This is a genomic window from Aquitalea pelogenes (assembly GCF_041914625.1).
Lineage (GTDB): Bacteria > Pseudomonadota > Gammaproteobacteria > Burkholderiales > Chromobacteriaceae > Aquitalea > Aquitalea pelogenes.
Genome location: NZ_JAYSDA010000017.1, coordinates 70,690 through 84,647 on the forward strand (window position 1 = coordinate 70,690; position 13,958 = coordinate 84,647).

13 protein-coding genes are annotated in these 13,958 nt (G+C 61.4%); 4 read left to right on the forward strand and 9 right to left on the reverse strand.

What is annotated here, in order from left to right:
- Positions 1 to 148 precede the first annotated feature (148 nt).
- Both ACE3SE_RS14015 and ACE3SE_RS14020 read left to right on the forward strand, forming a co-directional pair.
- Entirely contained in the window at positions 149 to 877 is a 729-nt protein-coding gene (locus tag ACE3SE_RS14015) for a FadR/GntR family transcriptional regulator (RefSeq protein WP_374556136.1), read from the forward strand.
- A gap of 2 nt (positions 878 to 879) precedes the next feature.
- Positions 880 to 2,154 carry a CynX/NimT family MFS transporter gene (locus ACE3SE_RS14020; protein ID WP_374556138.1) on the forward strand — a complete coding sequence of 425 codons (1,275 nt, stop codon included), beginning with the start codon at positions 880 to 882 and terminating at the stop codon, positions 2,152 to 2,154.
- A 22-nt stretch (positions 2,155 to 2,176) separates the two neighbouring features.
- On the opposite strand, the gene ACE3SE_RS14025 is transcribed toward ACE3SE_RS14020, so the two are convergent.
- The 3 genes from ACE3SE_RS14025 to ACE3SE_RS14035 form a co-directional block, all read right to left on the reverse strand.
- Positions 2,177 to 2,701: a DUF2946 family protein gene (locus tag ACE3SE_RS14025; protein WP_045847238.1), complete on the reverse strand. Its 525-nt coding sequence runs from the start codon at positions 2,699 to 2,701 to the stop codon at positions 2,177 to 2,179.
- A 62-nt stretch (positions 2,702 to 2,763) separates the two neighbouring features.
- Positions 2,764 to 5,250, reverse strand: a complete 2,487-nt coding sequence (locus tag ACE3SE_RS14030) for an ABC transporter permease (RefSeq protein WP_374556140.1) — start codon at positions 5,248 to 5,250, stop codon at positions 2,764 to 2,766.
- On the reverse strand, positions 5,247 to 5,939 hold the full coding sequence (locus ACE3SE_RS14035) for an ABC transporter ATP-binding protein (RefSeq protein ID WP_045847236.1): 693 nt from the start codon (positions 5,937 to 5,939) through the stop codon (positions 5,247 to 5,249). The genes ACE3SE_RS14030 and ACE3SE_RS14035 overlap by 4 nt, the downstream gene beginning before the upstream one ends.
- On the opposite strand from ACE3SE_RS14035, the gene ACE3SE_RS14040 reads away from it, so the two are divergent.
- A complete protein-coding gene (locus tag ACE3SE_RS14040; protein WP_374556142.1) occupies positions 5,940 to 6,539 on the forward strand; it encodes an arylesterase in 600 nt (199 codons plus the stop codon).
- Positions 6,540 to 6,543: 4 nt separating this feature from the next.
- Here ACE3SE_RS14040 and ACE3SE_RS14045 read toward each other — a convergent pair whose 3' ends face one another.
- The 6 genes from ACE3SE_RS14045 to ACE3SE_RS14070 form a co-directional block, all read right to left on the reverse strand.
- Positions 6,544 to 7,800 (reverse strand): GGDEF domain-containing protein, encoded by a 1,257-nt coding sequence (locus ACE3SE_RS14045; protein WP_374556144.1) that lies wholly within the window; start codon positions 7,798 to 7,800, stop codon positions 6,544 to 6,546.
- Positions 7,797 to 9,011, reverse strand: a complete 1,215-nt coding sequence (locus tag ACE3SE_RS14050; protein WP_374556146.1) for a GGDEF domain-containing protein — start codon at positions 9,009 to 9,011, stop codon at positions 7,797 to 7,799. Before ACE3SE_RS14050 ends, ACE3SE_RS14045 begins: the two co-directional genes overlap by 4 nt.
- Positions 9,012 to 9,130: 119 nt before the next feature.
- Positions 9,131 to 9,745 carry a peroxiredoxin gene (locus ACE3SE_RS14055; protein ID WP_045847234.1) on the reverse strand — a complete coding sequence of 205 codons (615 nt, stop codon included), beginning with the start codon at positions 9,743 to 9,745 and terminating at the stop codon, positions 9,131 to 9,133.
- Positions 9,746 to 10,043: 298 nt separating this feature from the next.
- The gene (gene aspS / locus ACE3SE_RS14060; RefSeq protein WP_131358037.1) at positions 10,044 to 11,846 is read right to left on the reverse strand and encodes an aspartate--tRNA ligase; all 1,803 of its coding nucleotides are present in this window, start codon (positions 11,844 to 11,846) and stop codon (positions 10,044 to 10,046) included.
- 79 nt (positions 11,847 to 11,925) lie between these two features.
- Complete coding sequence (locus ACE3SE_RS14065; RefSeq protein ID WP_062788281.1) at positions 11,926 to 12,579, reverse strand: DUF502 domain-containing protein; 654 nt, start codon at positions 12,577 to 12,579, stop codon at positions 11,926 to 11,928.
- Between the two features lie 6 nt (positions 12,580 to 12,585).
- Positions 12,586 to 12,828: an FmdB family zinc ribbon protein gene (locus tag ACE3SE_RS14070; RefSeq protein WP_045847232.1), complete on the reverse strand. Its 243-nt coding sequence runs from the start codon at positions 12,826 to 12,828 to the stop codon at positions 12,586 to 12,588.
- A gap of 296 nt (positions 12,829 to 13,124) precedes the next feature.
- Between ACE3SE_RS14070 and fabI the strand changes: the two genes are divergently transcribed.
- Positions 13,125 to 13,901, forward strand: a complete 777-nt coding sequence (gene fabI, locus ACE3SE_RS14075) for an enoyl-ACP reductase FabI (protein WP_374556150.1) — start codon at positions 13,125 to 13,127, stop codon at positions 13,899 to 13,901.
- The last annotated feature ends 57 nt before the right edge of the window (positions 13,902 to 13,958 follow it).

Sequence of the window (13,958 nt, forward strand, 5' to 3'; positions counted from 1 at the left end):
CCTCACCCCTCACCCCTCACCCCTCACCCCTCACCCCTCACCCCTCACCCCTCACTCTTCACTCCAGCTCCAGCTCCAGCTAAAAACTTGCCTCATCCGTCGGCCCACGTCAAAATACATCGGATGATTGGATGAATAGAGACAAACCATGCCGCCACTGCACCAAGCCAGACGCTCGCTGGTAGACCTTGCCGTCGAAGATATCGGCCAGCGCCTTGCCGCCGGTCAATGGCCGGTCGACAGCCGCATCCCCACCGAACCGGAACTGGCAGCCTTGCTGGGCATCAGCCGCAACACCGTACGCGAGGCCGTGCGGGTATTGCTGTATGCCGGCTTGCTGGAGGTGCGGCAGGGAGACGGCACCTATGTCCGGGCCACCACCAGCCCGGCCGAGGCCATGCGCGCCATCAGCCGGGCCAGCCTGCGCGAACAGCTGGAAGTCCGCGCCCTGCTGGAAGAACATACCGCCCGCCTGGCCGCACAACGGGCCAGCCCACAGGATGTGGCACGCATCGCCCACCTGCTGACGGTACGCGGCGAGCAACAGCAATATCCGGACGCCGCCGACTTCATCCACCGTGACCTGGACTTTCACCTGGCCATTGCCGAGGCCAGTGGCAATGCGGCACTGGCCGAGCTGTACCGCTATTTCACCCTGACGGTGCAAGACAGCATCCTGCGCACCATGCATGACGAAGCCCTGCCCGACCCCGACCTGGCCTCGCATCAGGCCATTGTCGATGCCATTGCCAATGGTGATGGCAAGGCCGCCGGTGCTGCCGCCGCCGCAGTCACCCGCCCCCTGCTACAGATACTGGACAGCCTGTTGCCGGTCAGCCCGGCCAGCCCCACCCCACCGACAACTGCACGAGATTGAGCATGCCCCCTCCATTATCCAGCAACAGCAAGCTGTTGGCAGAAGAACTACTCATTGATGCCGAAATCGACGACGAGGGTGTGCAGCAACAAGCCCCTCCCGCCCGCACACGCGCCATGCTGGTGCTGGGCATGGTGCTGATCGGCATCAATCTGCGCCCTGCACTTTCCAGCCTGGCTCCGGTGCTGGACCAGGTAAAGCACGACCTTGGCCTGACAGCCACCATGGCCAGCCTGCTCACCACCCTGCCGGTGCTGTGCCTGGGCCTGTTCGGCCCGCTGGCACCGCAGCTGGCGCGCCGCTTTGGCAGTGAACGCAGCATTGCCGGCGCGCTGTTGCTGCTGAGTATCGGCATCCTGCTGCGCAGCCAGCTGGGCTATGTCGGCCTGCTACTGGGTGCCTTGTTTTCCGGCGCAGCCATCGGTATTTGCGGTGTGCTACTGCCGGGCATTGTCAAACGGGATTTTGCCGACCGGGCCGGGCTGATGACCGGGGTGTACACCATGGCCCTGTGTCTGGGTGCCGCGCTGGCAGCCGGTGCCACCGTGCCGCTGGATCAGCTGTTTGGCCACAGCTGGCAAGCGGCACTGGCGTTCTGGGCCACACCGGCCTTGCTGGCTTTGATTGTCTGGTGGCCACAGCTGTCAGGCCGGCAAGCACAGCATGCCGGCCACTGGCAGGTCAGCGGCTTGTGGCGCGATCCACTGGCCTGGCAAGTCACCGCCTATATGGGCTTGCAGTCTTCGCTGTCTTACATCGTGTTTGGCTGGATGCCGTCCATGCTGATCGAACGGGGCCTCTCGCCCTTGCAAGCCGGGCTGCTGATGTCGCTGTCCATCATGACGCAGGTGCTTTCCTCGCTGGGCGTTCCCTTGCTGGCACAGTGCGGGGCCGACCAGCGCCTGCCGATTGCCTGCGTGATGAGTTTCACCCTGGCCGGGCTGCTGGGCATGCTGTATGCGCCGGTTGGCCAGCTTTGGGCGTGGGCGGTATTGCTGGGCATCGGTCAGGGCGGTGCCTTCAGCATGGCCCTGAGCCTGCTGGTATTGCGTGCGCCGGATGCGCATGTGGCCGCCCATCTGTCCGGGATGGCCCAGGGCGTGGGCTATACCGTGGCCGCATGCGGCCCGCTGGCCGCCGGCATCATCCACGACATGGCAGGCAACTGGGCACCGGTGGGCTGGTTGTTTGGCGGCATTGCCGTGACAGCGCTCTGTTCCGGCGTGCTGGCAGGCAGAAAGAAAACGGTGAAGGCACAAGCCCGGCGTCTGGATTGAATCCGGACGCAGCGCTTGCCTGTCAGGCGTGCGGCCGGGCCACCACCCCATAACGCTGCCACAGCTCAGCCAGACTGTGCCGGCTCAGGGGCAAGGGGTGTTCCGCCAGTTGCAAGCTGGCCGGCAGGCGGGTAGTGTCACCATCCCAACCAGCCAGCCCTGCAGCGGCGATGTCCGGCAGGTCGCGATCATCCACCACGGCCAGCTCTCCGGCGATTTCGATGAACAGCTGTCCGTCCTCGGTCATGAAAGCCTCGCGGGCCTGCACATCATCGTCACACGGCAGGGTTTGCCAGCGGCCATCCTGCAGACGTGCCACCAGCGGTGCGGCATCCAGGCTGACAAACACTTTTTGCGGCCCGTTCTGCACGTAATAGCGGCCCTGGGCATCACGGCTGTAATTGCGGTTAAAAAAAGCCACCATGCCATCGTGGCTCAGCCTTTCCTCCCGTATCCACCACTGGCCGCGAGCATCCAGCCGCAACCAGCCAAATACCGCCGGGACATTGGGCCACTTGGCCATGGCAGCCAATACCTGGGAATCCATCTCCAAACTCCTTGCAGGCTTTCCTGCCTGCTTTGTCATGGCACGGCGTCGCCTGACGCCGCTCATACGGAACGCAATACCGCCAGTGGTGAAGTACGTGTCACCCGACCCACCAGGGGCCACCCTGCCAGCATGACCACCAGCATGCCACAGCCCATGCCCAAAGGCAGCAAGCCTGCATTGATGCTCCACGGCAGGTTGAACAACTTGCTGGCGGCAATTCCACCCACACCCATCGCCCCCAGTGCGGCCAGCAGGCCCGTGAAAGCCCCCAGCCAGGCCAGTTCGGCCAGAATCACCGCACGGACCTGACGGTCCGACGCGCCCAGTGCGCGCATCAGGGCAATATCGAACAGGCGCTCGTCACGCGTGGCCGCCAGTGCCGCCCACAACACCAGCACACCGGCCGCCAGCGCCAGCACAAACATGGCCTCGATGGCACGGGTCAGCTTGTCCACCATGGCCCGCACCTCATCCAGAATAGCGCTGACATCGATGATGCTGATATTGGGGAAGGCCGCAACCAGCCGGTTGGCAAAGTCTTCCTGGGCAGCATCCAGGCGGAAGCTGCTGATCCAGCTGGCTGGCTGCTGTTGCAACAGGGATGGCGGGGCCAGCACGAAGAAATTCACCCGGAAACTGTCCCAGGCCACGCTGCGCAGGCTGGTGACCCTGGCGCGGTATGTCGTGCCGCCGATATCAAATGCCAGCGTGTCGCCCAGCCTGATGCCCAGTGTTCTGGCCAGACCCTGCTCCACGGAAAACTGCGGCCTGGCTTTTGCTTGCCACCACTGACCGGACAGGATGCGGTTGCCTTCCGGCAGCTCATCCCGCCAGGAAAGATTGAATTCACGCTCGGCCAGCCGCCTTGCCTGCTCGTCCTGCAGTGCCGAAGGCCGTACCGGCTTGTCATTGATGGCCAGCAAGCGGCCACGAATCATCGGCGACAAGGCCGGTGCCGGCAGGCCAGCCGTCACAAACTGCTGTTGCAGGGCGGCACGCTGGCCTTGCTGGATATTGATGACAAACTTGTTGGGCGCATCGGCAGGCACACTTTTTTGCCAGGCGGCAATCAGGTCGTCACGCACCACGGTAAGGGTGAGCAAGGCCATGATGCCCACCGCCAATGCCACGATCTGCACAATGGCCAGCCAGGGACGGCGCGCCAGGTTCGCCACCCCGTAACGCCAGCCCACCTGCCGCCCTGCGGGCAGGCGTCGCAGCAAGGACAACATGCCCCAGGCCAGCAGGCCGACACCGGCAAAAAAAGCCAGCATGCCACCCAGCAGCCAGGCAGCCAGAACCACATCGTCCATCTGCCATGCCGCCAGCAGCAGCAACACCAGCACGGCCAGCAAGGGTGCCACCAGACTGCTGCGCAGCAGCGGGACGTCATTACGCAGCACCGCCAGCGGCGATACCTGACGAATCGCCAGCAGCGGCGGCAGCGCGAGGCCAGCCAGTAACAGCAGCGATGCCGCAGGCCCCAGCAGCCAGCTTTGCCAGCCAGGGTTGGGCAGTACTTCACCAACAAAACGGCTGCTCAGTTGCATCAGGCCCAGCTGTACGGCAAAACCCGCCAGCGTGCCCAGCACACCACTGAGCAGGCCCAGTAGCAGGAACAGACAGACAAACAGACCCAGCACCTCGGATGAGGTCAGCCCCATGCAGCGCAATACCGCCACTGGCTGCCAGTGCCGCGCCAGGTAGCGCCGCACCGCCAGCGCCACGGCGGCGGCGGACAGGGCTACGGTCAGCATGGCGGTGAGGCCAAGAAAGCGTCGGGCCCGCTCCAGTGCGGTGCGGATTTCCGGGCGTGCTTCTTCCACGTTTTCCAGGCGGCTGCCAGCTGGCAAGCGCGCCGCCAGCCATTGCCGCAGGTCACTGATCTGACGGTCATCCCCGGCCAGCATCAGCCGCCAGCGCGCACGGCTGCCTTCCTGAATCAGCCCGGTGGCGGCCAGGTCGGCACTGTTGAACATCAGCCGTGGTACAAAATTGTACAAATCCATGGCGCCATCCGGCTCGCGCAGGATTTCGCCATCCAGTTGCAGCGCGATATTGCCGACATTGATGCGCTCACCCAGCTTCACTCCCAGCTTGCGCAGCAGACGCGCATCGGCCCATACCATGCCTGCCGCCGGGTGCAGCCTGCCCGTCTGCAACTGGCCGTCCACCCGGCGCACCGTCACTTCGCCGCGCAGGGGGTAGCTGTTGCTGACTGCCTTGTAAGTGGCCAGCGTAGCCTGGCCCTGGGCAAACACCATGGAGGGAAAGCTGATGTTATCGGCCACTTGCAGGCCGCGACGTTGTGCTTCCTGACGGATGGCAGCCGGTGCCGGCTGATTGCCATTGAGCACCAGGTCAGCCGCCAGCAGCTGGGTGGCCTGGGTGGTGAGCGCCCGTGCCACCCGGTCGGAAAAGAAGCTGACACTGGTCAGCGCAGTCACCGCCACCAACAGCGCGAGGGCCAGAATGCTCAGCTCGCCAGAGACGATTTCCCGCCGCACAAAGCGGGCGGCCAGCAACAGGCGGCTCCACCAGCTCATGCACGCGCTCCATTCAGACGGCCATCCACCAGACGGTAGATGGCATCGCAACGGCTGGCCAGTTCATTGTCGTGAGTCACCAGCACCAGCGAGGTATGCTGTTCGCTATTGAGCTGGAACAACAGGTCGATGATCTGGCGGCCGGTGGCGGCATCCAGATTCCCGGTCGGTTCGTCGGCAAACAGGATGCCCGGATGGATGGCAAAGGCACGCGCCAGCGCCACGCGCTGCTGCTCGCCACCGGACAGATGCCTGGGATAATGACGCAGCCGGTGTGCCAGGCCGACATGGCCCAGCATCTGGCTGGCGGTGTCACGCGCATCCTTGTGCCCGGCCAGCTCCAGCGGCAGCATCACGTTTTCCAGGGCGGTCAGTTGCGGCATCAGCTGGAAATTCTGGAACACGAACCCCACCTTGTCCCTGCGCAGCAAAGCGCGGCCATCCTCGCTCAGGCCGGACAGTGACTGGCCAAACAGGGAGACATCGCCCTGACTGGGCTGGTCCAGTCCGGCCAGCAAGGACAGCAAGGTGGATTTGCCAGAACCGGAAGCGCCGACAATGGCCACACTCTCCCCCGCTTGTACGCTCAGGCTGGCCGCGTGCAGGATGTCCAGCGGCGCGCCGTTGAAAACAACTTGTTTGGCCAGATCCCGCGCCGACAATACCGCCTTGTCATGTATTGGAGTCATATGCTTTCTGCAAAATTGAAGCTGTGGTGCACGCTGTGCATCAGCCTGCTGGCCTTGCCGGTCAGCGCCGCCACCATTCTGGTAATGGGCGACAGCCTGTCAGCCGGTTACGGCCTGACACCGGAGCAAGGCTGGGTCAGCCTGTTACAACAGGATCTGGAGCCAAAGCACCGGATTATCAATGCCAGCATCTCGGGCGAAACCAGCGACGGGGGCCTTACGCGGCTGCCTGATGCCTTGCGCCGTCACAAACCCGACATCGTGGTGCTGGAACTGGGTGCCAACGATGGCCTGCGTGGCTTGCCGCTGAACCGCATGGAAAACAACCTGCAGCAGATGGTAGACCTGTCGCGCAAGGCGGCGGCCCGGGTGGTGCTGGTGGGCATGGCCTTGCCAAGCAACTATGGCCCGCAATACACCGCAGAGTTCCGCGCGGTGTACGACCGTGTTGCCAAGCGCAATCAGCTGGCCTACGTTCCGCTGCTGGTAGCCGGCTTTGCCACCGACATCAGCAAATTCCAGCCGGACGGGCTGCACCCGGTAGCCAGCGTACAAGCTACCATGATGCGCACCGTCAAGGCCAAGCTGCCCTTGAAATAAAACTTCAGGAAGAGTGGGAGAACCCCTGCAGCACAGGGGTGGCCAGCTCGCTGGCCATGCAGATGCGATTGCGGCCGCGATGCTTGGCGGCATAGAGCGCCATGTCGGCCTGTTGCAGGCTGTGATTCACCGGGTCGCCGGGCTGACAGGCCACCACGCCGGCTGAAACGGTTTGCTGCCAGGAGGCCGGCAGCGCTTCCCAGCGCGAGGTCGACAGTTGCTGGCGAATGGCATCCAGCGCGGTGGCCAGCACCGCCGCCGGCTGCTGCGGTGCCAGCACGACAAACTCCTCTCCCCCGTAACGGTACAGCTGCATTCCGTCCGGCAGCAATTCGCTCACCTTGTGTACCAGTTGCTCCAGCACGGCATCGCCAGCCTGATGACCAAAAGTGTCATTCACCTGCTTGAAGTGATCCAGGTCCAGAATGGACAACGACCAGCCCTGTCCGTTTTCAGCACTCTGGGCGGCATACAGGTCCAGTTGACGACGCAATGCCCGCTGATTGAAACAGCCGGTCAGCGCATCACACTCCAGCAAGCGCTCTCCCTCGGCCAGTGCGGTTTGCAATGCCAGGCGATTCTGTTCCAGGCTTTCGCGTTTCATGCTGGCCTGCACATGCATTTCCACCAGCTGCTCCATCATGCTTTGATTGGCATGTTTGAGTTGTACCGTCTCGAACAGGGTCTGGCGGAAGCCGCGCACAAAACGCCATTGCGACAACAGGTACAACACCACCCCCAGCAGGGCGACCATCTCCAGCCGCTGTCCGTCATTGAGCAAGGAAAACACCGGGAAAGCCCAGAAAGCGGCAAAAAACAGCACATGGATATCGCGACAGGCGGACATCATGATGCACAGCAAGGCAAAAATGCCGGATACCCACAGCAGCAGCAGCATTTCATAAGGCCGGTCCGGCTCGATGGGTGCCATGAACCAGATACAACTGCCCCACAACAGGCTGCTGGCCAGCAGGCAATCGCGGATGGCCGGATAGTACTGATACACCACCAGCGGATGGGTATCGTTGCGGCGGAAGCTGCGTACCACCAGAATCAGCCGCCATTCCACCAGCCAGAACAGCGCCATCCAGCACAGCATGCGCCATAGCGAAGCGTGTTCGTAGGCAATCCAGGCCAGTACGGGTGTGCTGCACACCGCGGGGCCGATGGACTGGTAGGCCGCATCGACAAAATAACGGGTGAGGTCAGCCTCTTCACGCCAGTGCGGGCTTTCCTGTTGCAGATACGCCAACCGCTTCATGCCAGCCCCCTGACCAGTTGCCGGGCCAGCGCCTCGGTCAGTACCTGATTACGCCCGGCCCGCTTGGCGGCATACAGCAAGTCATCCGCCCGCTTGATCATCTGCGGCAAGTCCAGGCCCGGCTGCCAGTGCATCAGCCCCATCGACACCGTCACCCCGCGCGAACCCAGCAAGCCGGACCAATCATGCCGGGCGATGTCCTCCCGGATACTCTCCAGCCGCAATATGGCCGCCTCGAGGTTCATTCCTTCCAGCAGCAGCATGAATTCCTCGCCGCCATAGCGGCCCAGGCTGTCGTTGCAGCGCATTTGCGCGCCAACCAGGCGACAAACCTGGCGCAGGACTTCATCCCCCACCAGATGCCCGTAACCATCATTGATGGATTTGAAATGATCCAGGTCCAGCATGGCCAAACAGAAGGCTTTGCCCGCTGCCGCCTCCACCAGACGGTGCTCAGCCTGAATCATGATGGCGCGCCGGCTCAACACCCCGGTCAGCGGGTCATGCGCCACCAGGGTTTCCACGCGTGCCAGCGCAATATCCAGCTCGCGACCACGCTGTTCCAGCTGCTGGTTGTACTGGTCCAGCGTTTCCTGCTGGGCCGTCATGTCTTGCAGCAAACGGTTGTTCTCTTCGCGCACCGCGTAGTTCTCACGCAAATAACGATGCAAGGGCCAGGTCATGGTGATCAGTACGGCAGTAAACAGCAGCACGGACAAACCAGCCAGGTGCAGCACCGGGGAATCAGCCATCCACAAGCGAGGTTGCACGGTCAGCAGCATCAGGCCAAGCACCAGCAAGGGCAAGGAACGGATACCTGTCAGATAAGCAGCATATGACGCGGCAACTGCTGCCAGCCACAGCATGACCACGATCAGGTAGAGCGGATCTGCGTCCGGCACCAGCCACCAGACGGCACTACCCCACCAGATGCCGGCCAGGGTAGTCATCAGGACAAAACCGTTAAACTGTCGCGACGTCAGTCCGCCGTTAGTGGCAGCATTCAGCCAATGCCTGAGGCATTGGGCATAGAGACACTGCCAGCTGATCAACACACCCCACCAGAGCAGGATATTACGCAAGGGCGCATGCCAGGACATGGCGAGCGCCAACAAGGCACCGGCCACAATGGAATACGGCAGTGCAGCGCGAAAGCGCTTGATGATGTGCAACTGGACTGCCGCGTCCTCTCCGGATAGCGACGTGCTCAAATTGGCCTCCGCTGTCTGCTTGATCTGTTAATAAGGTATAGCAGATCACATGAAAAACCCCGCGCAATGGCGGGGTTCAGACAACAGGGCAGACCGGTCATGCCGGTCAGCAAGGCTGCTTACAGCTGGGCGGCGTTTTCAGCCAGGTAGGAAGCAACGCCTTCGGCGCTCGGCTTCATGCCCTTCTTGCCCTTGTTCCAGCCAGCCGGGCACACTTCGCCGTGTTCTTCGGTGAATTGCAGTGCGTCTACCATGCGGATCATTTCATCCACATTGCGGCCCAGCGGCAGGTTGTTGACAACCTGATGCTGTACCACGCCAGCCTTGTCGATCAGGAAGGAACCACGGAATGCCACGCCACCGTCGGCTTCCACATCAAAGGCCTTGCACAGGTCGTGCTGGATGTCGGCCACCAGGGTGTAGCCAACTTCGCCGATGCCACCCTTTTCCACCGGGGTGTTGCGCCATGCAGCGTGGGTGAACTGGCTGTCGATGGACACGCCGATCACTTCCACATTGCGGGCCTTGAATTCAGCCAGACGGTGATCGAAAGCGATCAGCTCGGACGGGCAGACGAAGGTGAAGTCCAGCGGGTAGAAAAACACCACGGCGTATTTGCCGGCAGTGGCTTCCTGGAAGGAGTAGTTGTCAACGATCTGACCATCGCCCAGAACGGCGGAGAAGGTTTTTTCACCAGCGAAGAACGGTGCTTGCTTACCAACGAGTACGGCCATGCGGATCTCCTTGCGTTGTTGATATGACAGCGTCTGCGGTATCGGGCAATACGCAAACGCTGCGGAATGCGGGGGCTTTATAAATCAGGCGGCAGAGGACGGGCAAATTGTAAATCCATATCGTGTCGATAAAGTTTCACAATGAATGCCGCCGAAAATGACTACCCATGACAGATGAGGTCAGCCATTACCGGTTTCAAGCCTCGCTTTCCGGACAGCTTCTGCCTGACTGCTTGCAGCATGAAAAAAAAACGGACACCTGGGTGTCCGTTCTTGTGTGCTGCCATTGCCATCAGGCTCAGGCTGCCGGTTCGGCTTTCTGACGCAGACGCAGGTTCAGTTCGCGCAGCTGCTTGTCGTCCACCGCATTCGGTGCGTTGGTCAGCAGGCACTGGGCGCGCTGGGTCTTGGGGAAGGCAATCACGTCGCGGATGGACTCGGCACCGGCCATCAGGGTAACCAGACGGTCCAGACCAAAGGCCAGGCCACCATGCGGCGGTGCACCGAACTTCAGGTTGTCCAGCAGGAAGCCGAACTTGTTCTGCTGCTCTTCCGGGGTGATCTTCAGCGCAGCGAATACTTTTTCCTGCACGTCGGCACGGTGGATACGCACCGAACCACCACCGATTTCCCAACCGTTCAGCACCATGTCGTAGGCACGTGCCAGGCAAGCACCCGGATCGGTGTCCATCAGGTCTTCGTGACCCGGTTTCGGGCTGGTGAACGGATGGTGGCAGGCAGTCCAGCGGTCGGCTTCTTCGTCGTGTTCGAACATCGGGAAGTCCACCACCCACAGCGGACGCCATTCGCGTACGAAGTAAGCACCCTTCTCGCCATGCTCGTGGCCAATCTTGATACGCAGCGCGCCAATGGCTTCGTTCACCACCTTGGCCTTGTCGGCACCGAAGAAGATGATGTCGCCGTTGTCAGCACCGGTACGGGCGATGATTTCTTCCAGCGCAGCCACCGACAGGAACTTGACGATCGGGGATTGCAGGCCGCTGGTTTCGTCGTTGGTGATCTTGCTCTTGTCGTTGACCTTGATGTAAGCCAGGCCCTTGGCACCATAGATGCCGACAAACTGGGTGTATTCGTCGATTTCCTTGCGCGACAGGGCAGCACCACCCGGTACACGCAGGGCCACCACGCGGCCGTTCGGCAAATCAGCGGCACCGCGGAATACCTTGAATTCCTCGGTCTTCATCAGGTCGGTCAGCTCGGTGAACTTGAGCGACACGCGCAGGTCCGGCTTGTCCGAGCCGTAGTAGAACATGGCGTCGTTGTAAGTCATGCGCGGGAACTTGCCCAGCTCGACATTCATCACGTCGCGGAAGATTTCCTGCGCCATGTTTTCGGTGATGTCCATGATCTCGTCCTCGTTCAGGAACGAGGTTTCGATATCGATCTGGGTGAATTCGGGCTGACGGTCAGCACGCAGGTCTTCGTCGCGGAAGCACTTGGTAATCTGGTAGTAGCGGTCGAAGCCGGCCACCATCAGCAGCTGCTTGAACAGCTGCGGCGATTGCGGCAGGGCAAAGAACTCGCCCGGATGCACGCGGGACGGCACCAGGTAGTCACGCGCACCTTCCGGTGTGGAGCGGGTCAGCATCGGGGTTTCGATATCGATGAAGCCCTGCTTGTCCAGGTGATTACGCACGCCCATGGCCACGCGGTAGCGCAGGCGCAGGTTCTTTTGCATCGGGGCGCGACGCAGGTCGATCACGCGGTTCAAGAGACGCACGTTTTCCGAAATGTTCTCGTCGTCGATCTGGAACGGCGGGGTGGCGGCGCTGTTGAGGATTTCGATTTCCTTGGCCAGGATTTCGATTTCGCCGGAAATCATCTTGCTGTTGGCAGTACCGGCCGGGCGCTCGCGCACGATGCCGGTGATGGCCAGCACGTACTCGTTACGGCTGCTGTCGGCCAGCTTGAAGGCTTCCGGGGTATCCGGGTCAATCACCACCTGTACCAGGCCTTCGCGGTCGCGCAGGTCGATGAAGATCACACCACCGTGGTCACGGCGACGATGCGCCCAACCTTTCACGGTGACGGTCTGGCCGAGGTATTTCTTGTCAATAAGTCCGCAGTAGTCGGTACGCATCGGGTAACCCTTAGTATTGAATTCTGTATTGGTCATTCTGAATGAAACGAGCGTCTGCCGGAGCATGCCGGCAGAACGCTTAAGCTTGCTGGTTCTTGTTGCCACCCTGGGCATCTGGCGCCGGGGCGGGAACCACCACACCCATGGAAATCACGTACTTGAGGGCATCATCCACACTCATGGCCAATTCGCGTGTATCGCGCTTGGGCACCATGATGAAATAGCCGGAAGTCGGGTTCGGTGTGGTCGGCACATACACACTGACGTGTTCTTCCTCGCCCATTTGCGCCACCACCTGCGGTGCCGGCGAACCGGTCTGGAAGGCTACCGTCCAGCTGTCCTGGTGTGGCCAGCGCACCAGCAGGGCCTTTTTGAAGGCCTGGCCGGAATCCGACAGCAGCGTGTCGCTCACCTGCTTGACGCTGCTGTAGATGGACTTGACGAAGGGCGTGCGCGACATCAGGCCATGCCAGAAATCCACCAGCCTTTGCCCCAGCACGTTGGCGGCCAGCATGCCGGTGCCCAGCAGCATCAGGAAGGCAAACACCACGCCCAGGCCCGGAATGCTGAAACCGAACAGCTGTTCGGGCTGCCATTCATGCGGCAGCAGGTTCAGCGTCTGGTCCAGGGAGCCAATGATCAGGCTCAGCACCCACAGGGTGATACCCAGCGGCAGCCAGATCAGCAGGCCGGCAACCAGGTAGCCCCGTACGGTCATTTTGATGTGTGTCATGGGGGTTTAAGCGCACCCGCCGCCGCAAGAGCCGTTGCCACAGCTGTGACCACCACCGCCGGAGCTGCCGTTCTTGAAGTCGGTTTCATACCAGCCGGAACCCTTCAGCTGGAAACCGGCAGCAGACAGCTGCTTGTGATAGTCGGCACTGCCACAAGCCGGGCACTGGGCGATCGGATCGTCGCTCATCTTCTGCAAATGTTCCTTTGCTGCGCCACAGGCGGTGCAGCGGTATTCGTAGATCGGCATATTCCTTGCTCCAACCACTATCTAAATGGCATAAATGGCGTATTCTTGCTACAGTGCAACATGAATTTTTGCTACGGTGCAACATAGATTTTGCTACGGTGCACAATAACGCGGGTCATGTGACCTATGATGCAAAATGCGGTCAGGACAGGCAAATGCAAGTCGCCAGCCCGCAAACGGACGATTATATCCGACTGACGCCGCAATACAAAAATGCTGTTTTTCACGCACTCGCAATATCGCGCTGCCAGGATGCATCAAACCCGTCATCGACCCGCCAAACCCAAGAGGATTCCATGGACAGCATTCGCAACATCATCAGTGGCAAAAAAGGCCTGATTGTCGGTATTGCCAACGAAAACAGCATCGCCTATGGCTGCGCCAGCGTGCTGCGCGAGCTGGGTGCCGAAGTGGCCGTCACCTACCTGAACAACAAGGCGGAAAAATATGTCCGCCCGCTGGCGGAAAAACTGGAAGCCCCGCTGGTACTGCCGCTGGACGTGGAACAGCCGGGCCAGATGCAAGAGGTGTTCGCCAATATCGAACAACTGTGGGGCAAGCTGGATTTTGTCATCCACTCCATTGCCTTTTGCCCGATGGAAGACTTGCATGGCCGCGTGGTGGACTGCTCGCGCGAGGGCTTCATGCAGGCCATGCATGTCTCGTGCTACTCCTTTGTGGAAATGGCCCGTCATGCCGAACCGCTGATGAAGGATGGCGGCTCGCTGATCACCATGAGCTACTACGGCGCGGACAAAGTGGTGGAAAACTACAACATGATGGGCCCGGTGAAGGCGGCACTGGAGAGCGTGTCGCGTTACATGGCCAGCGAACTGGGCCACAAGGGCATTCGCGTGCATGCGGTCTCGCCCGGCCCGCTCAAGACCCGTGCCGCCTCCGGCATTGCCCATTTCGACCAGTTGATCGACGACGCCATTGCCCGTGCACCGCAGAACAAGCTGGTGGATATCGAAGACGTGGGCATGACCTGCGCCTTCCTCATTTCCAACGCCGCCCGCAGCCTGACCGGCCAGACCATCTATGTCGATGGCGGCCACCACATCATGGCCTGATGACACCACGGCCAGCAGCCTGATGCCGCTGGCCTCCTCCTGCCTGCGCTCCGGAGA